Source organism: Burkholderia sp. WP9 (genome assembly GCF_900104795.1).
GTDB lineage: Bacteria > Pseudomonadota > Gammaproteobacteria > Burkholderiales > Burkholderiaceae > Paraburkholderia.
On record NZ_FNTG01000001.1, the window covers coordinates 4,394,834 to 4,415,626 of the forward strand.

The 20,793-nt window shown below is 61.7% G+C and carries 20 protein-coding genes, 1 tRNA gene and 1 pseudogene; 11 read left to right on the forward strand and 11 right to left on the reverse strand.

Features of this window, described 5'->3' with window-relative positions; genetic code table 11:
* Positions 1-4: 4 nt before the first annotated feature.
* Complete coding sequence (locus BLW71_RS19615) at positions 5-1,543, reverse strand: DHA2 family efflux MFS transporter permease subunit (RefSeq protein WP_091801029.1); 1,539 nt, start codon at positions 1,541-1,543, stop codon at positions 5-7.
* Between the two features lie 137 nt (positions 1,544-1,680).
* On the opposite strand from BLW71_RS19615, the gene BLW71_RS19620 reads away from it, so the two are divergent.
* Positions 1,681-2,124, forward strand: coding sequence for a MarR family winged helix-turn-helix transcriptional regulator (locus BLW71_RS19620; protein WP_091799318.1), 444 nt, complete (start codon positions 1,681-1,683; stop codon positions 2,122-2,124).
* A gap of 224 nt (positions 2,125-2,348) precedes the next feature.
* On the opposite strand, the gene BLW71_RS19625 is transcribed toward BLW71_RS19620, so the two are convergent.
* From BLW71_RS19625 to BLW71_RS19645, 5 genes are all read right to left on the reverse strand, one after another.
* A complete protein-coding gene (locus BLW71_RS19625) occupies positions 2,349-2,699 on the reverse strand; it encodes a hypothetical protein (RefSeq protein WP_091799322.1) in 351 nt (116 codons plus the stop codon).
* 94 nt (positions 2,700-2,793) lie between these two features.
* Positions 2,794-2,870: transfer RNA gene (locus BLW71_RS19630), tRNA-Met, on the reverse strand.
* Positions 2,871-2,956: 86 nt separating this feature from the next.
* A complete protein-coding gene (locus BLW71_RS19635) occupies positions 2,957-4,615 on the reverse strand; it encodes an MFS transporter (protein ID WP_091799325.1) in 1,659 nt (552 codons plus the stop codon).
* 217 nt (positions 4,616-4,832) lie between these two features.
* A complete protein-coding gene (locus BLW71_RS19640) occupies positions 4,833-6,380 on the reverse strand; it encodes a sensor histidine kinase (protein WP_091799329.1) in 1,548 nt (515 codons plus the stop codon).
* 9 nt (positions 6,381-6,389) lie between these two features.
* Positions 6,390-7,166 carry a response regulator transcription factor gene (locus tag BLW71_RS19645; RefSeq protein ID WP_091799332.1) on the reverse strand — a complete coding sequence of 259 codons (777 nt, stop codon included), beginning with the start codon at positions 7,164-7,166 and terminating at the stop codon, positions 6,390-6,392.
* Positions 7,167-7,398: 232 nt separating this feature from the next.
* Here BLW71_RS19645 and recA point away from each other — a divergent pair, with 232 nt between their 5' ends.
* The 8 genes from recA to BLW71_RS19685 all read left to right on the forward strand — a co-directional run bounded on the left by recA (position 7,399) and on the right by BLW71_RS19685 (position 15,831).
* On the forward strand, positions 7,399-8,475 hold the full coding sequence (gene recA, locus BLW71_RS19650; RefSeq protein ID WP_042321135.1) for a recombinase RecA: 1,077 nt from the start codon (positions 7,399-7,401) through the stop codon (positions 8,473-8,475).
* A 7-nt stretch (positions 8,476-8,482) separates the two neighbouring features.
* Positions 8,483-9,190: a recombination regulator RecX gene (gene recX, locus BLW71_RS19655; protein ID WP_091799335.1), complete on the forward strand. Its 708-nt coding sequence runs from the start codon at positions 8,483-8,485 to the stop codon at positions 9,188-9,190.
* A 151-nt stretch (positions 9,191-9,341) separates the two neighbouring features.
* Positions 9,342-10,082, forward strand: a complete 741-nt coding sequence (locus tag BLW71_RS19660) for a DUF2889 domain-containing protein (RefSeq protein WP_091799338.1) — start codon at positions 9,342-9,344, stop codon at positions 10,080-10,082.
* Positions 10,079-11,248: an ADP-forming succinate--CoA ligase subunit beta gene (sucC, locus tag BLW71_RS19665; protein WP_012434252.1), complete on the forward strand. Its 1,170-nt coding sequence runs from the start codon at positions 10,079-10,081 to the stop codon at positions 11,246-11,248. Before BLW71_RS19660 ends, sucC begins: the two co-directional genes overlap by 4 nt.
* Positions 11,249-11,375: 127 nt before the next feature.
* Entirely contained in the window at positions 11,376-12,257 is an 882-nt protein-coding gene (sucD, locus tag BLW71_RS19670; RefSeq protein WP_091799342.1) for a succinate--CoA ligase subunit alpha, read from the forward strand.
* Between the two features lie 144 nt (positions 12,258-12,401).
* Entirely contained in the window at positions 12,402-13,106 is a 705-nt protein-coding gene (locus BLW71_RS19675; protein WP_091799345.1) for a TerC family protein, read from the forward strand.
* 169 nt (positions 13,107-13,275) lie between these two features.
* A complete protein-coding gene (locus BLW71_RS19680) occupies positions 13,276-13,899 on the forward strand; it encodes a pilin (protein WP_091799348.1) in 624 nt (207 codons plus the stop codon).
* Between the two features lie 147 nt (positions 13,900-14,046).
* Positions 14,047-15,831, forward strand: a complete 1,785-nt coding sequence (locus BLW71_RS19685) for a PglL family O-oligosaccharyltransferase (protein ID WP_091801032.1) — start codon at positions 14,047-14,049, stop codon at positions 15,829-15,831.
* A gap of 73 nt (positions 15,832-15,904) precedes the next feature.
* Here BLW71_RS19685 and moaC (BLW71_RS42320) read toward each other — a convergent pair.
* From moaC (BLW71_RS42320) to BLW71_RS41710, 4 genes and pseudogenes are all read right to left on the reverse strand, one after another.
* Positions 15,905-16,000, reverse strand: a pseudogene (moaC, locus tag BLW71_RS42320) (cyclic pyranopterin monophosphate synthase MoaC); the annotation flags it as partial.
* A gap of 35 nt (positions 16,001-16,035) precedes the next feature.
* Positions 16,036-16,248: a hypothetical protein gene (locus BLW71_RS19690; RefSeq protein ID WP_091799351.1), complete on the reverse strand. Its 213-nt coding sequence runs from the start codon at positions 16,246-16,248 to the stop codon at positions 16,036-16,038.
* The gene (locus tag BLW71_RS19695) at positions 16,245-16,676 is read right to left on the reverse strand and encodes a hypothetical protein (RefSeq protein WP_143048378.1); all 432 of its coding nucleotides are present in this window, start codon (positions 16,674-16,676) and stop codon (positions 16,245-16,247) included. Before BLW71_RS19695 ends, BLW71_RS19690 begins: the two co-directional genes overlap by 4 nt.
* 131 nt (positions 16,677-16,807) lie before the next feature.
* A complete protein-coding gene (locus BLW71_RS41710; protein WP_177205070.1) occupies positions 16,808-16,978 on the reverse strand; it encodes a hypothetical protein in 171 nt (56 codons plus the stop codon).
* Between the two features lie 371 nt (positions 16,979-17,349).
* Here BLW71_RS41710 and BLW71_RS41030 point away from each other — a divergent pair, with 371 nt between their 5' ends.
* The gene (locus BLW71_RS41030; RefSeq protein WP_143048379.1) at positions 17,350-18,132 is read left to right on the forward strand and encodes a hypothetical protein; all 783 of its coding nucleotides are present in this window, start codon (positions 17,350-17,352) and stop codon (positions 18,130-18,132) included.
* Positions 18,133-18,325: 193 nt separating this feature from the next.
* On the opposite strand, the gene moaC (BLW71_RS19705) is transcribed toward BLW71_RS41030, so the two are convergent.
* The gene (moaC, locus tag BLW71_RS19705; RefSeq protein ID WP_091799361.1) at positions 18,326-18,805 is read right to left on the reverse strand and encodes a cyclic pyranopterin monophosphate synthase MoaC; all 480 of its coding nucleotides are present in this window, start codon (positions 18,803-18,805) and stop codon (positions 18,326-18,328) included.
* Between the two features lie 271 nt (positions 18,806-19,076).
* Between moaC (BLW71_RS19705) and BLW71_RS19710 the strand changes: the two genes are divergently transcribed.
* Entirely contained in the window at positions 19,077-20,786 is a 1,710-nt protein-coding gene (locus BLW71_RS19710) for a M48 family metalloprotease (RefSeq protein WP_091799364.1), read from the forward strand.
* Positions 20,787-20,793 lie beyond the last annotated feature (7 nt).

Consider the following 20,793-nt stretch of genomic DNA (forward strand, 5'->3'; position numbering starts at 1 on the left):
CGCCTCAATCCATCGCGGCGTGCGCCACCGACGCATCCGGCGCCCTGTGCGACGGGCGAATCAGCAGCAGGAGCGGAATGACCAGCAGCGTCGCCATGAACATCAGCTTGAAGTCGTTCAGATACGCGATCATCGACGCTTGCTGGGTGATCGAGACGTTCAGCGCGGCCATGTCGTAGTTCGAGCCGCTATTGAGCATGGGCTGGACCGCTGGATTGAACGCCGAGATATTGGCCGCAAGGTCCGCGTGCGAGACCTGCGTGTTGCGGGTCATCAGCGTCTGCACGATCGAAATGCCGATGCTGCTGCCAATATTGCGCATCAGGCTGTACGTTGCGGTGCCGTCCGCGCGCAGTTCGGGCGTGAGCGTCGAGAAGGTCAGCGCGCTCAGCGGCACGAACACGAGGCCGAGGCCGAAACCTTGAATTACGCCAGGCCAGACGATATCCGACGCCGACAGCACGATCGTGTAATGCATCATCTGCCACAGCGCGAACGCCGAGATCAGGAAGCCGGCGAGCAGCAAGATCCGCGCGTCGATCCGCTTCAGCAGCCGCCCGGCGAACAGCATGGCGACCATCGTGCCCGCGCCGCTCGGCGCCGTGACGAGCCCGGTGGTCGCGACCGGATAGTTCATCAGGTTTTGCAACATGGGCGGCAGCAAGGCGCGCGTTGCATACATCACCGCGCCGATCACGAAGATAAAGAACGTGCCGGTGGCGAAGTTCGGATCCCTCAGCAGCTCGTATTTGAAGAACGACTTCTTGCCGACCGTTGCCGTATGCACGAGAAAGAACGCGAAGCTGATCGCGGCGAGCAGCGCTTCGATGACGATTTCGTTCGACCCGAACCAATCGAGTTGCTCGCCCCGATCGAGCATGGCTTGCAATGCGCCGATGGCCAGACCGAGCGTGGCGAAGCCGAACGCATCGAACTTCACGTCGTGCTTCGGCTCGCGCGAAGGCAGGAAGGTCGCCACGCCGAACAATGCGAACGCGCCGATCGGCACGTTGATGAAAAACACCCAGCGCCAGTTGTAGCTGTCGGTGAGCCAGCCGCCGAGCGTCGGCCCGAGAATCGGTCCGACCATCACGCCCATGCCCCACACAGCCATGGCTTGGCCCTGCTTTTCGCGCGGGTTGATATCGAGCAGGATGGACTGCGACAACGGCACCAGCGACGCGCCGAAAACGCCTTGCAACAAGCGCGACGCCACGATCTGCGTGAGCGTCTCCGACAATCCGCACAGTGCCGACGACACCGTGAAGCCGCCGATCGCGACGATCAGCAACCGCTTGACGCTCAACCGGTCCGAGAGCCAGCCCGTGAGCGGCGTGGCAATCGCGGCCGCGACGATGTACGAAGTCAGCACCCACGTGATCTCATCCTGCGACGCGGACAGCGTGCCCTGCATGTGCGGCAGCGCCACGTTGGCGATCGTGCTGTCGAGCGTCTGGATCAGCGTCGCCAGCATGATCGAAATGGTGATCATCGATCGGTTGAGCGGCGCGGCGGTGTTTGCCGCCGGAGTGTCGGAAGACATGAATGAGCGAGGATCGTCGATATAGTAAGCATGCTTAGTATATCGGTTGCGCAAGTGCGCGCCATCGGGAATTATGCGGAGCCTGAATTGCGCGGGCTTCAGCGCTGAAAAACGGCGGCCTTTCGTATAATCCGCCCATGAAAACCCAACTCGATGAGCGCTTCGGCTTTCTGATTTCCGACGTCGGCCGTCTGACCGGCAAGCGTTTCGACGACCTTGCAAAGTCCTCAGTCGACCTGACGCGCGCGCAATGTCGCGTACTCGCCTATCTCGCGCATTACGGCGACACCAATCAGGCTCGGCTTGCTGACCTGCTCGAGGTCGCACCGATATCGGCGGGCCGTCTGCTCGACCGCATGGAAGAGGGTGGCTGGATCGAGCGGATCGCCAACCCGCAGGACCGCCGCGAACGCCAGGTGCGCATGACGCCGAAGGCCGAGCGCACCCTCGGCCGGGCGCGCAAGGTCGGCGACGAAGTCGCGCTCGAAGCGCTGAGCGGTTTCACCGACGAAGAAGCGAAGCAGTTGATCGCCCTGTTGCAGCGGGTGCGGGGCAATCTGAGCCGGTTGGTGGACCGGTGATGCATTGATATCGCGGCTCGATCGAGGGATCCGCGACGCGCGGCACCGAGCAGTTCGACCCGATCGTCGCGCGGATGCACGACATGGCGCAACGGAGCGCTGCCCTGGTCGGGCGGTGGCGCCCGCGTCGCGATCGCCCCGCGATCAGGGGCGCCACATGAGTCAGGTCATTGCGTTTTCCCGCACGACGGCCGTGCGAGGCATGCGGTTGCCCCGCGCGACGGCTACTTCGACTCGGGAGTCCCCGTCGCTCCAGACGGCGGAACCAGTTCGAAGCAGGCAGGCGGCGCGACAGACGTTTTCGTTTTCGCGTCAGGCTGCTGCGGGTCGAAGCATTTGAAGGCGCTCTGATCGCGCTGGACGAAAATCGTGTCGGCCAGGCCGGCGCTGCCTTGAGCGCCGTTCACGACAGCGACGATTTTGTAGCCGTTCTGCAGCAGCGTGGATAGCGTGGTCGCGCTCGTGCGCCATTGGCTGTCGGACGGGGTCTGGGCCTGAACGGCCGACGCGGCAGCGCCGCCGAGAAGCACGATGGAAGCGGTGGCCACGGCAAGTGTGGCGGTGCGAAACGTCATCAAGAAACCTCCTTGAAGTTGCTGTAGTTGCAGTTTGGAAAGCCAAAACAAAAAAGCCGCTGAACCTTGCGGATCAGCGGCTTTTTCTTGCAACTGGTGGCGAATCAGGGACTCGAACCCCGGACCTGCGGATTATGATTCCGTCGCTCTAACCAACTGAGCTAATTCGCCGAAAGAAGCGAGATTATGCGGACGCCGCCGGAGGCTGTCAACCCCCGGCGCACAACTTTTTCAAGTTGCCGCGGCTATCAGGCGTTTCAGTCCTTCGCGTAGATGTCCGAGTCCTTGGTTTCCTTGACGAACAGCATGCCGATCACGAAGGTAATGAGCGCAATCACGATCGGATACCACAGCCCCGAAAAGATATTGCCCTTCGCCGCCACGATCGCGAACGCGGTCGCCGGCAGGAAGCCGCCGAACCAGCCATTGCCGATGTGATACGGCAGCGACATCGACGTATAGCGAATGCGCGTGGGGAACATTTCCACCAGCATCGCCGCGATCGGGCCGTAGACCATCGTCACGTAGATCATCATGATCGTCAGGATCACCACGCTCATCGGCCAGTTGATCTGCGAGGGATCGGCCTTCGGCGGATAACCCGCGGTCTTCAGCGTCGTCGCGAGCGTCTTGTCGAACGCCTTGCCTTGATCCTTGGCGTCGGCGGCCTTGCCGTCATACGTGTTGATCACCGTATCGCCGACCTTGATCTCCGCCAGCGTGCCAGCCGGCGCGGCGACGTTCTCGTAGTTCAGGCCGGCCTTCGAGAGCGCGCTCTTGGCGATGTCGCAGGAACTCGTGAACTTCGAGGTGCCGACCGGGTTGAACTGGAACGAGCACTCGTCCGGATTCGCGATCACGACGATCGGCGCCTTCGCGGTTGCAGTTTCCAGTGCCGGGTTGGTGTAGTGCGTCAGCGCCTTGAACAGCGGGAAGTACGTGCATGCGGCGATCAGCAGGCCGGCCATGATGATCGGCTTGCGGCCGATACGATCCGACAGCGAGCCGAAGAACAGGAAGAACGGCGTGCCGATCAGAAGCGCGATCGCGATCATGATGTTGGCGCTGCTGCCGTCCACCTTCAGCGTCTGCGTCAGGAAGAACAGCGTGTAGAACTGGCCCGTGTACCAGACCACCGCCTGGCCGGCGGTCAGGCCGATCAGCGCGAGAATCACGATCTTCAGGTTTTTCCACTGGCCGAAAGCTTCGGTCAGCGGCGCCTTGGAGGTCTTGCCTTCTGCCTTGATGCGCTCGAATACCGGCGATTCATGCAGTTGCAGACGAATCCACACCGACACGCCCAGCAGGAGGATCGACGCGACAAACGGAATGCGCCAGCCCCAGTCGCCGAACGCTTCTTCGCCCATTGCCGTGCGCACGCCGAGAATCACCAGCAGCGACAGGAACAGGCCGAGGGTAGCGGTTGTCTGGATCCAGGCCGTGTAGAAGCCGCGGCGACCCGCCGGCGCGTGTTCGGCCACGTAGGTGGCGGCACCGCCGTACTCGCCGCCGAGCGCCAGACCTTGCAGCATCCGCATGGCGACGAAGATCACCGGCGCGGCGATACCGATCGATGCGTAGCCCGGCAGAAAGCCGACGAGGAACGTCGACAGGCCCATGATCACGATCGTCACGAGGAACGTGTACTTGCGCCCAACCAGATCGCCGAGCCGCCCGAACACGATCGCGCCGAACGGCCGGACCGCGAAGCCGGCCGCGAAGCTGAGCAGCGTGAAGATGAAGGCGGCTGTCGGATTGACGCCGGAGAAGAAGCTCTTGCTGATGAAGGCCGCGAGCGAGCCGGCCAGATAGAAGTCGTACCACTCGAAAACCGTGCCCAGCGACGATGCGAAGATCACCCGTTTCTCTTCGCTCGTCATCGGCACGTGCGAGATTTGCCCGCCAACGGTAGCCATATGTCGTCTCCAATATTGATATGCACGCGGTCCGCCGGTAACGGCGTTCCCGTGAAACCGATTATTGGAGTGGAAACTTACGGCGTACTGACGTGGCGAGGTGAAATCGCAGCTTGCGGCGTGCAGTGCGATTTCATTCAACGCGCGTCAATTAATATTCAAAATCGCGCAATGCACAGTCAACGTTTCTTAATATTGGGATAGCGCGTGTGCGCTTTCAAGAGGCGTTAGGGTAAGTCCCGTCCCGCTCGTGGATGTGCAAGCTGACACGTACGAGCGTCCCGGCAAGCCGCGGCGAGGTTTGATACACGTTGTCGTCGATCGTCAGCTCGCCGCCATGCATGGTCGCTATCTCGCGCACGATCGCAAGCCCGAGGCCGCTACCGTCGCCTTCTCGGCCGAGAATCCGGTAGAAGCGCTCGATCACCCGCGAACGCTCGGCGACCGGAATGCCGAGCCCCGTATCCTCGACTTCCAGATGGACGAGGCGGGCCGGCGCATCATGCCGCACCCTGACGGTGATGCGCCCGCCCGGCGGCGTATAGCGGATGGCGTTGTCGATCAGATTCGACAGCATTTCGCGCAGCATGACCGGATTGCCGTCGACTTCGACGGGCTCGTCTGGCCCCTCGTAGCCGAGATCCATCTCCTTTGCGAGCGCGGCCTGAACCCAGTCGCGCACTGCGCTGCGCGCCACTTCCGTCACTTCGACCGGCGTAAAAATCTGGCCCGACATGCGATTCTCCGCGCGCGCCAGCGCCAGCAACTGCGTGACGAGCCGTGCGGCGTGCTCCGAACTGGTGGCGATCTGTTCGAGCGAGCGGTGCACTTCGGCGGAGGCGTCCTGGCGCAGTGCCAGTTCGGCCTGGGTGCGCAGGCCGGCAAGCGGCGTTTTCATCTGATGCGCGGCGTCGGCGATAAAGCGCTTTTGCAGCTCCATGTTCTGCTCGAGGCGCGTCAGCAGATCGTTGAAGGAGGTGACGAGCGGCTCGATTTCGGGCGGCGCGCGGCGCGCTTCGAGCGGCGAAAGGTCGTCCGGGCGGCGCGCGCGGATATGGGCTTGCAGCGCGTGCAGCGGCGCGAGGCCGCGCGAGAGGCCGAACCAGACGAGCAGGATCGCGAGCGGCAGAATCACGAACTGCGGCAGGATCACGCCTTTGATGATGTCGTTGGCGAGCTGGCTGCGTTTGTCGAGCGTCTCGGCGACCTGCACTAGTACGGGCTGCGCCCCCGGCGTCTGCGGAAACTCGACCGTGGTATAGGCGACGCGAATGTCATTGCCGCGCAGCACGTCGTCACGGAATTCGACGAGACCCGGCTGCGGCCGGTCTTCCTCGTGTGGCAACGGCATATCGCGCTCGCCGCCCACGAGTTCGCCGCGCGTGCCGAGCACCTGGTAGAACACGCTGTCCACATTGTCGGTGCGCAGAAAATCGCGAGTGGAATCGGGCAGCGATAGCTCGGCCACGCCGTTGACCGGATGGATCTGGCGGGCGAGCACGTAAGCGTCGGTTTCGAGCGCGCGGTCGAACGGGCCGTTCGCGATCGACTTGGCGACCAGATACGTGACGGCGAGGCTCATCGGCCAAAGCAGCAGAAGCGGCGCCAGCATCCAGTCTAGAATCTCGCCGAACAGCGAGCGCGGGCGTGCTTCGGCGGCGGCTTCGGTTTCGTCGGGCGGGGCGAACGGGTTGGCGTAGCGCTCGTCGCGCGCCTCGTCGAGGTCCGCCGCGTGCGCCGTAGCGCGGTCTGCGCGTGCGGACATGGGCGTCTTCTATTTGTAGTGGTGGCTCGCCGGCATCGAGCCGGACGACGGCGAGGCGGGCGGTTCAGGCTCGGCGGGCGGGGACGTGCTCATGGCGTTGGTGCTCGCGTTAGCCGGCGCAGCCGCTTTCTCGAGGCAGTAGCCCAGCCCGCGTACGGTGATGATACGCACGCCGCTCGGCTCGATTTTCTTGCGCAGGCGGTGTACGTAGACCTCGATGGCGTTGTTGCTGACTTCCTCGCCCCATTCGCACAGGTGATCGACGAGTTGTTCCTTCGAGACCAGCCGGCCGATCCGTTGCAGCAGCACTTCGAGCAAGCCCAGCTCGCGCGCGGACAGGTCGATCACCTGATCGTTGATGTAGGCGATCCGGCCGACCTGATCGAACGACAGCGATCCGTGCCGCACGACCGTCGGGCCGCCGCCCGCGCCACGCCGCGTCAAGGCGCGCACGCGTGCCTCGAGTTCGTTCAGCGCGAAGGGCTTGGCCATGTAGTCGTCGGCGCCGAGGTCGAGACCCTTGACGCGTTCGTCGACGCTGTCCGCGGCGGTCAGAATCAGCACCGGCATATTGGAATTGCGCGCACGCAGCCGGCGCAACACCTCCAGCCCGGACATGCGCGGCAGGCCCAGATCGAGAATCAGCAGGTCGAAAGTTTGCATGGACAGCGCGGTGTCGGCCTCGACGCCGGTCTTCACGTGGTCGACGGCATAGGCCGATTGGCGGAGTGATCGAACCAGACCGTCCGCGAGTATGCTGTCGTCTTCGGCAATCAGAATTCGCATGGTGCGCCAGCCTGGCCTTGCCGGCACCGCGGGATGTCCCCCGGCGCACAGCGGTCTCCGAAAATTATTGTGGGTAGTGGGGTGGCGCGACGGTAAAAATGCGTGTTCGCATGAGAATCGCGCTTGCCAAAACTACTGTTTTTTTATACAGTGTCTGAGTTTCGTGTGCTGTCCTTCAAAAGTGACCCGCACATCTGCCTCAGACGCCGTTCATCATAGCAAAGGACGATTCATGGAAGAAAGCAAGAAAGGCTCGGCTGGACTGACTGCTGAAAAGAGCAAGGCACTCGCTGCCGCACTCGCGCAGATCGAAAAGCAGTTCGGCAAAGGGTCGGTCATGCGGCTCGGCGCAGGTGAGGTAGTCGAAGACATCCAGGTGGTTTCAACCGGATCGCTCGGCCTCGACATCGCGTTGGGCGTCGGCGGTTTGCCGCGTGGCCGTGTGGTCGAAATTTATGGCCCGGAATCGTCCGGTAAAACCACGCTGACGCTGCAAGTCATTGCCGAAATGCAAAAGATCGGCGGCACGGCGGCGTTTATCGACGCGGAACACGCGCTGGACATCCAGTACGCGGGCAAACTCGGCGTGAACGTGAACGACCTGCTGGTGTCGCAGCCGGACACAGGTGAACAGGCGCTCGAAATTGCGGACGCACTGGTGCGTTCGGGCTCGATCGACATGATCGTGATCGACTCGGTCGCGGCACTCGTGCCGAAGGCTGAAATCGAAGGTGAAATGGGCGACTCGCTGCCGGGTCTGCAAGCGCGTCTCATGTCGCAGGCGCTGCGCAAGCTCACCGGCACGATCAAGCGCACGAACTGCCTCGTCATCTTCATCAACCAGATCCGCATGAAGATCGGCGTGATGTTCGGCAATCCGGAAACCACCACGGGCGGTAACGCGCTGAAGTTCTACGCGTCGGTGCGTCTGGACATTCGCCGTATCGGTTCGATCAAGAAGAACGACGAAGTGATCGGCAACGAAACGCGCGTGAAGGTTGTCAAGAACAAGGTGTCGCCACCGTTCAGGGAAGCAATTTTCGACATTCTGTACGGCGAAGGCATCTCGCGTCAGGGCGAAATCATCGACCTGGGCGTGCAGGCCAAGATCGTCGACAAGGCCGGCGCGTGGTACAGCTACAGCGGCGAACGTATTGGTCAGGGCAAGGACAACGCGCGTGAATTCCTGCGCGAAAATCCGGATATCGCTCGCGAGATCGAAAACCGTATCCGTGAGTCGCTGGGCGTGAATGCCATGGCTGAAGCGGTGACCGGCGCAGGCGCAGAAGTCGCAGACGAAGAAGAGTAACCATCACGTGATACGCAAGGGCCGGCCGTTGTCCGATACCGGACGCCACGCGGACGGCCCGCGTGATGAAGACAACGAGTCGTTCGATCCATTCGAATCGTTCGACGCACACGATCGCGCTGCGGGCCGTAGCCCACAGCGCGCTCAGTTTGAATCCTCCCCGCCATCCGGCTCGGATCCTTCCGAGGCCACCTACACCCGCTCGCGTCGCGTTCCAGGTGAGGCGAAACCCGGGCAAGACGAAGCCAAAAAATCCCAACGTCCGGCACGGTCGCTGAAAGGGCGCGCGCTCGGCTATTTGTCCCGCCGCGAATACAGCCGCACCGAACTCGCGCGCAAGCTGAAGCCGTTCGTCGAGGAAACTGATTCGCTCGAAACCTTGCTCGATTCGCTCGAAGCCGAAAACTGGCTGTCCGATTCGCGCTTCGCGGAAAGCTTGATCCATCGCCGCTCGTCGCGGCTGGGTGCGAGCCGTATCGTCGGCGAACTGAAGCAGCATGCGGTCGACCAGACCCTCGTCGAAGAGGCGAGTGCGCAATTGCGCGAAACCGAGCTCGCGCGTGCCCAAGCCGTCTGGCGCAAGAAATTCGGCCGGCTTCCCGAAACGCCCGCCGAGCGAGCCAAGCAGGCCCGCTTTCTGGCATCGCGCGGATTTTCGGGTGCCACCATCGGCAAAATCCTCAAGGGGATTGACGAGGAGTGGGCCGGCGACTAAACCGCATCGGTCTGTGTCCCGCGTCTAAGCCCGTTGGGACGGTGTCTTCCGCGCTCAGCCGCCTGTGGCGCGCCACCGCGCATTCCGACCTGTCTCAAATACCCAGTATGCTAAAATTCATGGGTTTTCCAATCCGGCCTTTCCTTCCCGCATGCCGCTCTCCCCGCCAGTGTCCCGTCAGTTGCGCCATCGTCGCGCAATCAGAGCGGAAGCCTACGAGCGAGCCGATGGCCTGTGGGATGTGGAAGCGTGCTTGACCGACGAAAAACCGCGTGATGTGGTGCTTGCGTCGGGCGTCCGGCCCAATGGTCAGCCGATCCATGAACTCTGGCTTCGCATCACCATCGATCGCAAGCTCAATGTCGTCGACGCCGAGGCGTCGTCCGACTGGGTGCCCTATCCAGGGTTGTGCCAAGCCAGCAATCCCGCCTACCGTGCCCTCATCGGGCTCAATCTCCGCCAAAACTTCCGTCGTGAATCTGCCCGTTTGCTCGGCGGCACGGTGGGTTGCACGCATCTCACCGAGTTGTGCGCGATCCTGCCGACCGCCGCGATTCAGGCATTCGCCGGCGACGTGTGGAACACCGGTGACAGCACGCCGGGCGCGAATGCGGGTTCAGGGGGCGAATCGTCTAACAGCACAGGCGAGCATTCCAACGACAAACCGCCATTCCAGCTGGGACGCTGCCACGCGCTGCGTTTCGACGGCGAGGCGGTGCAGCAGTTTTATCCGCGCTGGTATGGCCGCGCTCCGTATACAGCGGATCGCGCGGCATCGTCAGGCGACGGGGCAGTCCGCCAGGCAGGCGAAGGCGGCAACGCGTCCGGCATGAACGACGGCAGCGGAAACGAAGTTCAATCCAACTCTCAGACTGAAGGGAATCACGCATGAAGATTCACGAGTACCAGGGTAAGGAAATCCTGCGGAAATTCGGCGTCGCGGTACCGCGCGGCAAGCCGGTCTTCTCGGTGGATGATGCGGTCAAGGCCGCGGAAGAGCTCGGCGGCCCGGTATGGGTCGTGAAGGCTCAGATCCACGCGGGTGGCCGTGGCAAGGGCGGCGGCGTGAAGGTCGCCAAGTCGCTGGATCAGGTTCGCGAGTACTCGGAACAGATCCTCGGCATGCAGCTCGTCACGCACCAGACCGGCCCGGAAGGCCAGAAGGTGAATCGCCTGCTGATCGAAGAAGGCGCTGACATCAAGAAGGAACTGTATGTCGGCCTCGTGATCGATCGCGTGTCGCAGAAGATCGTCGTGATGGCATCGAGCGAAGGCGGCATGGACGTCGAAGAAGTCGCGGAAAAGACGCCTGAGCTGATCCACAAGATCGCTGTCGACCCGGCAACCGGTCTGAAAGACGCTGAAGCCGACGAACTGGCCACGAAAATCGGCGTGCCCGCCGCTTCGCTGCCGCAAGCGCGCGCGATCCTGCAGGGCCTGTACAAGGCATTCTGGGAAACCGACGCATCGCTCGCGGAAATCAACCCGCTGATCCTGACCGGCGACGGCAAGGTCATCGCGTTGGACGCCAAGTTCAACTTCGATTCGAACGCACTGTTCCGTCACCCGGAAATCGTCGCGTATCGCGATCTGGACGAAGAAGATCCGGCTGAAGTCGAAGCGTCGAAGTTCGACCTCGCGTACATCTCGCTCGACGGCAACATTGGCTGCCTCGTGAACGGCGCCGGCCTCGCAATGGCAACGATGGACACCATCAAGCTGTTCGGCGGCGAACCGGCGAACTTCCTGGACGTGGGCGGTGGCGCCACGACCGAGAAGGTCACGGAAGCGTTCAAGATCATGCTGAAGAACCCGAACCTGACCGCGATTCTGGTCAACATTTTCGGCGGCATCATGCGCTGCGACGTGATCGCGGAAGGCGTGATCGCGGCGTCGAAGGCCGTCTCGCTGAAGGTGCCGCTCGTGGTCCGCATGAAGGGCACGAACGAAGACCTCGGCAAGAAGATGCTCGCTGAATCCGGCCTGCCGATCATTGCGGCAGACAGCATGGAAGAAGCGGCTCAGAAGGTCGTCGCGGCCGCTGCGGGCAAGGCGTAAGCCTCGTCCCGAGCGCGTTTACCAGGATTACGAATGGCGGCGCGTGAATGGCGCATGAGCGGCGCGGGCGAAGAATGCCTTGCCGCGCGGCGCAATGGCGCGACGCCAAACGAACAGAGGTCAATACATGTCGATTCTGATTAACAAAGACACCAAGGTCATCACGCAGGGCATCACCGGCAAGACCGGCCAGTTCCACACGCGTGCTTGCCGTGAATATGCAAACGGCCGCGAAGCGTACGTTGCAGGCGTGAACCCGAAGCGCGCAGGCGAAGACTTCGAAGGCATTCCTATCTACGCTAGCGTCGCTGAAGCCAAGGCTGAAACGGGCGCAACCGTGTCGGTGATTTACGTTCCGCCGGCAGGCGCTGCTGCCGCGATCTGGGAAGCGGTCGAAGCTGATCTGGATCTGGCGATCTGTATCACGGAAGGCATTCCTGTGCGTGACATGATCGAGCTGAAGGCTCGTATGCGCGCTGAAAACCGCAAGACGCTGCTGCTCGGTCCGAACTGCCCGGGCACGATCACGCCTGACGAACTGAAGATCGGCATCATGCCGGGTCACATCCACCGCAAGGGCCGCATCGGCGTCGTGTCGCGTTCGGGCACGCTGACGTACGAAGCAGTCGGCCAATTGACGGCGATCGGCCTCGGCCAATCGTCGGCAGTCGGTATCGGCGGCGACCCGATCAACGGTCTGAAGCACATCGACGTGATGAAGATGTTCAACGACGATCCGGAAACGGACGCCGTCATCATGATCGGCGAGATCGGTGGTCCGGACGAAGCCAATGCTGCTGAGTGGATCAAGGACAACATGAAGAAGCCGGTGGTCGGCTTCATCGCTGGTGTCACGGCGCCTCCGGGCAAGCGCATGGGCCACGCTGGCGCGCTGATCTCGGGCGGTGCGGATACGGCCGAAGCGAAGCTGGAAATCATGGACGCGTGCGGCATCAAGGTCACGAAGAACCCGTCGGAAATGGCGCGTCTTCTGAAGGCAATGCTGTAAGTCGAAATTCACGCGCAGTCACGGCGTGTTTTTTGATACGCTTACGAAACCCTTTCGTGAGCGTGCGGTTCAAAAAGCGGGGGAGTGTAGACTCCTCCGCTTTTTTATTGGCCGCGCGCCGGACTTTTTCTTATTCTTTCAACCATGCTCGAGTTCTTCGCCACGCTCCATTGGGGCGCTGTCATTCAGATCATCGTCATCGACATCCTGCTGGGTGGCGATAATGCCGTCGTGATCGCGCTGGCCTGCCGTAATTTGCCGCCGTCGCAGCGCACGAAGGGCGTGTTGTGGGGGACGGCGGGCGCTATCGTGCTGCGTGTGGCGTTGATCGCGTTCGCAGTCGTGCTGCTCGATGTGCCGTTGCTGAAGTTCGCCGGCGGCCTGTTGCTGCTGTGGATCGGTGTGCGCCTGATGGCGCCGGCGCACGACGCGCATGAGAACGTCAAACCGGCTGACAAGCTGATGTCGGCGATCAAGACCATCATTGTCGCGGACGCGGTGATGAGCCTCGACAACGTGATCGCGATTGCGGGCGCGGCCGAGTCCGCTGATCCCGAACACCGTCTCGCGCTGGTGATTTTCGGCCTCGTGGTGAGCATTCCGTTGATCGTGTGGGGCAGTCAGCTGGTTCTCAAACTGCTCGATCGCTTCCCGATCGTCATCACACTCGGCGCCGCGTTGCTGGGTTGGATTGCGGGCGGCCTGATCGTCAACGACCCGGCTGGCGACCGTTGGCCGATCCTCGATACGCCGTGGGCCGAATACGGCATGAGCATCGCGGGTGCGTTGTTCGTGGTGATCCTCGGTTATCTGCTCAAGCGTCGCAATGCCAATCGCGCAGCGGCGTGAGCCTTCGGCGCCGATGCGAGCGCGTCTCATGCGCCGCTGCGAAGCTGAACCGAACCACGCCGCAACGTTAGCCGTTCGGCTGACTGTGTGACGAGAGCGCTGCTGGCTACGATTGAAACGCCTGTTCCCAATCCGCGGAGCAGGCGTTTTTCGTTTCAGGAGCCTGCCGATGATCGTTACTTTGCCGTATTCCCCTTACTCCCAGTCCTTGCTGTCCTCGCGCGCGCGATTCGGCCGGGCGGGCTGGCCTGCGCGGCTGGCGCGTGCCTGCCGACGCCTCGGTTCCGGCTTCACGCTGATCGAACTGATGATCGTGCTGGCAATCGTCGGCGTGATCGCCGCCTATGCGATTCCCGCGTATCAGGACTATCTGGCGCGCAGCCGCGTCGGCGAAGGGCTTTCGCTGGCGGCGTCCGCGCGGCTGGCCGTGGCTGAAAACGCTGCGAGCGGCAATGCGTTCAGTGGCGGTTACGCCTCGCCGCCTGCCACTCGCAATGTCGAGTCGATCCGAGTCGACGACGACACCGGCCAGATTACCGTCGCCTTCACGACGCGAGTTGCGCCCGCGGGTTCGAACACGCTCACGCTCGTGCCGTCGGTTCCTGACAATGCGGACGCGCCGACTGCGCGTGTGGCGCTGAGCAAGGGCGCGGTGCAGGCGGGAGCGCTCACGTGGGAATGTTTCGCGGGCGGTAAAACGGTATCCTCACTGCCGGCGCCGGGTGGCGGACCGGCACCCACCGATGCGCCGAGCCTGGCGTCGAATCTCGCCCCGCCGGAGTGCCGTTCTTGAGTGACGGCGAGATGATGGGCAGCGCGAGCCAAATCGTATTCGCTCGCGCGTAAAAGGCTGATTTCCGGGATATTTCAGCCCGGCCGGCGCACAGCAGGAGAATTTTTTTGTATAGTGCGCCGGTTGCTGACGCCCACCGGTTACTCGATGCCCACCCCTTTCGCGCGCTACCTGTCTTTCATTCTGTTGGCTCTCGCGTTGGTGCTGCCTTATGCAGTTGTCAACCATACGTATCCGATTCCGACCTTTTACGCTGAATTCACCGCACTCGCGTTGTATCTGCTGACCGGCGCGGGTGTCGTGCTGCTGATCGCGAGCGCGAGGCCGCGCGTGACGTTCGCGTCGCCGGTAGTCGCGCTGGTGCCGTTGCTGTTCGGGCTGTTGCTAGTGGCGCAATCGGTGCTGTTGCCGGTCTCGCAGCCGTCGATGAACTGGCTCGGCGGCGGCTATCTGCTGGCGGCCTTCATGGCGACGCATGCCGGTTATGGGTTCACGCGGGTCAAGCTCAACGAGACCGCGCTGCGCTGGGCAGCCGGCGCGTTGATCGTCGGCGGGCTGTTTGCGGTGTTCTGCCAGGTCATCCAGCTGTTTCACCTCGAAACGCGCGTCTCGCCGCTCGTCGTTGCCTATAACGTGACGGTCGAGCGCCGGCCGTTCGGCAATATGGCTCAGGCCAATCACCTCGCCACCTATATCGCATTTGCGATGGCGGGCGCGTTGTTCCTCGTGCAGACGCGGCGAATTGCCGTCAGCATCTGGTTTCTCGTGTCGACGATTTTCGCGGTTGGCCTTGCCCTGACAGTCTCGCGGGGTCCGTGGCTGCAGATGGGCGTGATCGTGGTGGCGGGTTTCTGGATGGCGTTCGCGCAGACCCGCAATCAGCTGCAACTGCGCCGCAGCAATCGCGAGTGGATCATTCCGATCGCGCTGGCCGTGCTGTTTTTCGTGGTCAATGCGCTGATTCGCTGGGCCAACGTTCGCTATCACCTGGAGCTTGGGCAGTCCGCGGCAGAACGCTTCAAGGACGCCGGCCAGATCGCGCCGCGTCTCGCGTTGTGGAAGTACGGCTGGACGATGTTCAAGACGCATCCGTTGCTGGGTGTCGGCTGGGGTGAATTTCCGAGCTACCAGTATGAGTTCGTGAAATCGCTGGGCGCTGTCGAGATCGCCAACAATTCACACGACATCTTCATCGACCTGCTCGCGAAAACCGGCCTGATCGGTCTGGCAATCGTGCTGTCCGGTCTGATCACATGGCTCGTGCGGGTGGTGCGCGCTCCGCAAAGCTCAGCGCGCGTGTTTGGCATTGCGCTGATCGGTGTGCTGGTCATGCACGCGCTGGTCGAATATCCGCAGCAATACATGTTCTTCCTGTTGCCGGCCATGTTCGTGTTTGGCCTGCTGGAAACCCGGTCGCTGCGCCTCGTGCCGGCACGCGTGTCGTTCGGCGCGTTTGCCGTGGTGGTGTTTGGCGGACTGGCGGCGCTGTATCCGGTGTATCGCGATTACGCGCGCGCCGAGGTGCTGTACTACGGCTCGCGTCCCGCCGACCAGTATCGAGCCGACCCGTCGTTCCTGTTCCAGGCATGGGGCGGCTATGGCATGGCGACGCTTTTGCCGATGAATTCGATGGATTTGCAACACAAGCTCGCCATGCATAGGCAGGCGATCGCGCTGCTACCGGGCGAAACGGTGTTGCGCCGCTATGCGGTGCTGCAGGCGTTAAGCGGCGATCAGGCGGCAGCGTTCGACACCGTCGAACGCCTGAAGATCTTTGCGATGGAACTGAAGGACTGGCCGTCGCAACTGGGCTATCTCTACCAGCTCTGCGACGAGCAGAAAACGCTGACTGGTTTCAAGGCGGAACTGGTCAAGCGCTACGGTATGCCCCCGGGCGACGTGAATGAAGACGACGATAGCGACGAGGATTGAGCCACTGCGTTCGTTTCAAAGCTTCAATGCTTCACAGCATTAGAGGTCGAGCGGGGCGATGACGCGCACGTCATCATCCCGCCACCCAATCCCCCGACTTCCCGCCATGCTTCTCCAGCGCGCGCACGTCAGTGATCGTCATCCCGCGATCCACCGGCTCGCACATGTCTGAATCCTCAGTCGTCGCCTCGCGTGACGGCCTTGTTACGTGTTCCGACGCCGACGCGGGCGAGATTCAATGCCATGTTCCGTCAGTAGCTTGCGAAGACGATGGTTCTCGACAAACAGCCCGATAATCACCACCGTCATGATGATCGCACCCGACCATTCTCCGGTGTACCGGTAGAACGTCCATGCACCGAGTGCACAGGCGACAGCAGCCAGCAGCAATGCTATGCGGTCGAGAATCCAGTTCATACTGTCGCCGCCTTTTGCTGCGGTGTTGTCACGCGATTGCGGAAAGCGTAGCTCATCCGCGCCGGAGAACCGGCGATCATGACTTCTGGGTGGCGTTGCAAGAATGTCAGCATAACTGGGGAAATGCGCATGCCGTTGCTACCCGCCCATCGACTTACGGTCGGTGAGACTTGGGCGCTTGTTGCGCAGACCGATGATGAGTTTGCGGCAACGATCAGGCTGCCAATCACCGCACCTGTATAAGCCGCTGCCGTGATCCCGGCTATTGCGGCGACAATTTCCAGTCCTGTCGTTGCACCAATCATTTCCGCAGCCGTTGCACCAGGACCAAGTTTGGCCAGTGCATTCAGCATCGCCGACAAGTTAGTCATTGCTGTGGTGTACGTCGAGAACAGACTGTCGGGAGCGGGCAGGTTCAGTGTTGCCATGTTCTTCTGAAACGCGTCTTTGAAGCTAGGGCAAGAAACCGTCATGTTCGAAACCCGCTCGATTGATCAGCTGATTTTAACTGACAAATCAGTGGTAGCAGATTGCTCTTTCAACGATATGCGCCTTGCATTCAATGATTGGGTAAAAAATGATTTGCATCGCATGTGGCATTTTCACTGCTGGTTTTAGCAGGGTGGATGAAGAAGAGGTTATGAAATTGCATGGCGTCAATAACAGTCAGAACGAAACCTGACTGCAATTCGAACCAGCTTCGGGCACCCACCATGAAAATAAAATCCATGGCCGTTTGTTGTTTATACCTGATCTCCACCACTGCGTTTGCACGAGGCAGCGGCTTGGGTGGCGGGCACAGTAGTTACCATTCAAGTAGCGGCGGAGAACACTACGTTCGCGGATACATACGTAGCAATGGCACTTACGTTGCCGGACATCACCAAACCAACCCGAACGGGACAAAGTACGACAATTGGTCGTCGAAAGGGAGTGTGAATCCCTACACTGGGAAGCAAGGAACCGTCGATCCGTCAAAGTGACTTCTGATCACTGCGAACGTCGTCGCTCGGGCCGGTTCGCGGCTTCCTTTCTCTGAGAGGTCTACGGAGACGGATATTTTCTCGGATACTTGTTATCGGCCGCACTTCGCAAAACCAAATGGACAGCCTACGAATTTCCTTAAAGAATCGACCGCGTCGAATTCGCGACGGGGAAGTGGCGATTGTGTTGCCTAAACGATTGGTCGAAAAAGACGACGAAATCGCTTTGGGTGCTCGCCTTGTCTGCAATCGCCGTCTCTTTGGGGCTTGCTACAGAGGGATAGTGCCGAACTTCTATGATTCGATAGGGCGAGACGGCGGTGTGATGGTCAGTAGGTTTGTTCGCTCAAACAGTGTTCTCCCAGCGATGTCCTTTCCGGGCGACATAGATTTACTAGTCGTCCCTTACGAGAATGATGAACTGGTTGTGTCCGAAACCTTGGCAATTGAACTGAAGGCTGTTCGTGCCAAATTTGCTAAGCAAGGAAAGTCCCCAAATGAATATGGTTTTTCTCAAGCCAAGGCGTTGCTGTCTCACGGATTCCCTTATTCCGCAGTCGTTCACCTTATAACATCCGACGCCAGCCCCGAAGATAACTGGCGCAAAATTCTAGTTGCGAGAGTGATCGATGCCGATGCTGGCACCGTAGAAGACCCATGGGAGACTTCAGTCGATCTGTTACCCGCTAATCTGATTGACCGATGTTTTGGCCGGCTTCGCGCCAATTGCGATGACGACAAACTGGGACTTGCGGCTGTGTATATAAAACATGACGAAATGTGGTCGCCATCAACCCGTCCTGCGAGAAAGAATCTCCGTATTGCGTCTGCAACTCTAGAAGCAATCGCCGCTTGCTACGAGAAAAGCTTTCAGCGGTTTATGGATATTCCTAAATATTGAGTGCTCTATTTTCAGGGGCGCGCCTTCGCCGGTGTAGCCGATTCGGACCGGAGGCGCGATCAGGTAGCGTTCGACGCTGCAATGGTCGCTCAATGAAGATTGGGTCCGATTGCACACGTACAATCCGGTGCATCTTCAGAATACGCTGTTGCTTCGCCTCACTCCCGAATCGACCACGCGCCGACAATACCCGTTAACTCCCCGCCACCCAATCCCCCGACTTCCCGCCGTGCTTCTCCAGCACTTTCACGTCAGTAATCGTCATCCCCCGATCCACCGCCTTGCACATGTCGTACACCGTCAGCAGCCCGACCTGCACGGCGGTCAGCGCTTCCATCTCTACGCCGGTTCGCCCAAGCGTTTCGACCTGAACCGTGCAATGCACGCCCGGCAGCGTTTCATCGAGTTCGAAATCCACCTTCACGCGCGTCAGCGCGAGCGGATGACAGAGCGGGATCAGATCGGCGGTGCGCTTCGAACCTTGAATCGCGGCGATTCGCGCGATACCGATCACGTCGCCTTTCTTGGCGTTGCCGTCGCGAATCAGGGCGAACGTCTCCGGCAGCATGCGAATCGAGCCGCGCGCAACCGCAATGCGCTTGGTCTCGTGCTTGCCGCCGACGTCCACCATATGCGCGTGGCCGGCGGCGTCGAAATGAGTGAGTTCAGGCATGGTTGGGCTCCTTCAGAGGGCGCCTATCATAGCAGCGGCGCAGCCCGGCGGCGGCAGCAGCGCGTTTGTGCGGGCCGATGCGCAAGGGCGTCATCGGCGACACTCATGTGGATTATGCCGCGCAGCGAGCGGTTGCGAGCGCCAGGCCCACGCGAGTCACCATGACGTGAATCACCCGAACTCGCGTGGCGACTGATTACAATCGTTCTATGCCCGCTAACTTAGTCCGAGCGGCGGCTTCGTTTTTCGACCTCGTCATATCGACCTCGTGATGCGTCCGAAACGGTTCCTTGCTGCGTTGCTGTCTGTCGCGCTGGCGACGGCGCCGGGCGCGTTTGCGCAATCGCGGGGTGTGTCGGGCTTGGCGCCCAGCACGCTATCCGCCGAGCCGCCGCTGGTCAGCGGCCCGGCCGATGTCTACGGCGATCCGCTCATTCCGTCCGATATCGCGCAAGGCGTGTTCGGCGTGTACGGCGGGGCGCAGAGCCGCTTGTCCGGCAATTCCGGTGCGAACACCAGTTGGCGGGCGCCGATCGTCACGCAGCAATTGCCCGATCTCGGCAACGGTGGTTCAGGCTCGCTCACGCCGCAGGCTGAACGCAAGCTCGGCGAGCGCGTGATGCGTGAACTGCGCCGCGACCCCGACTATCTCGACGACTGGCTGGTGCGCGACTACCTGAACTCAGTCGCCGCGAAACTTGCCGCGGCGGCGAGCGCGCTCTACATCGGCGGGTATCGTCCGGACTTCGATCTGTTCGCGGTGCGCGACACGCAGATCAACGCCTTCTCGCTGCCGGGCGGCTTTATCGGCGTGAACACCGGCCTCATTGTGGCGACGCAGACCGAATCCGAACTCGCGTCGGTGTTGGGCCACGAAATGGGACACGTCTTGCAGCGCCATATTTCGCGCATGATCACGGCCGGCGAACGCAGCACCTACGCGGCGCTCGCCGGCCTCTTGTTCGGCGTGCTCGCCGGCGTGCTCGCGCATAGTGGCGATCTGGGCAGCGCGATCGCGATCGGCGGCCAGGCGTATGCGGTCGACAACCAGTTGCGTTTCTCGCGTTCCGCCGAACACGAGGCGGATCGCGTGGGTTTTCTGCTGCTCGCCGGCGCCGGCTACGATCCCTACGCGATGACGACCTTCTTCGGCCGCCTCGATCGCGCCGCAATGAGCGACACCGGCGTGCCGGCCTATGCGCGGACTCATCCGCTGACCGGCGAACGGATCGCCGACATGGAAGACCGTGCGCGCCGCGCGCCTTACCGGCAACCGCATCAATCGGCCGAGTACGGTTTTGTGCGCGCTCGCTCGCGTTTGCTGCAAGACCAGTCGCGCAGCGAGTACGGGGATGAGATTTCGCGCTTGCGCTCCGAGATCGAGGACCGCACGGCGGTCAACGTGGCGGCGAACTGGTATGGCATTGCGTATGGGCAGATGCTGCTCGAGCGTTACGACGACGCGCTGGCGTCCTTGGCATCATGTCGCGCCACGTTCGCGGCAGGCGAGCGGGCCGAGGGCGGAGTTGCGCGGAGTTCGCCGAGCCTCGACGTGTTGGCCGCCGACATCGCGCGGCGTGCCGGGCGCGACGACGAGGCCGCTCGTCTGGCCGAGTTCGCGCAGAAACGCTGGCCGCAGTCGAACGCCGCGATCGACATGCATATCCGCACCTTGCTGACGTTGCACCGCTTTGCCGATGCCCAGGCGCTCGCGCAGAGAGAGACGCGGGCCCAGCCCGATCAGCCTGCCTGGTGGCTGTATCTCGCGCAGGCCAGTGCCGGCACGGGCGATGCGTTGACGCGGCATCGCGCGATGGCTGAGAAGTTCGCGCTCGAAGGCGCGTGGCCTTCGGCGATCCGCCAACTGAAGGACGCGCGCGATCTGAAGGCGATTGGCTACTACGACCTCGCAACCGTCGACGCGCGACTGCATGAGATGGAAAGCCGCTATAAGGAGGAGCGGCTGGACGAAAAGAGTTAGGTCTCGC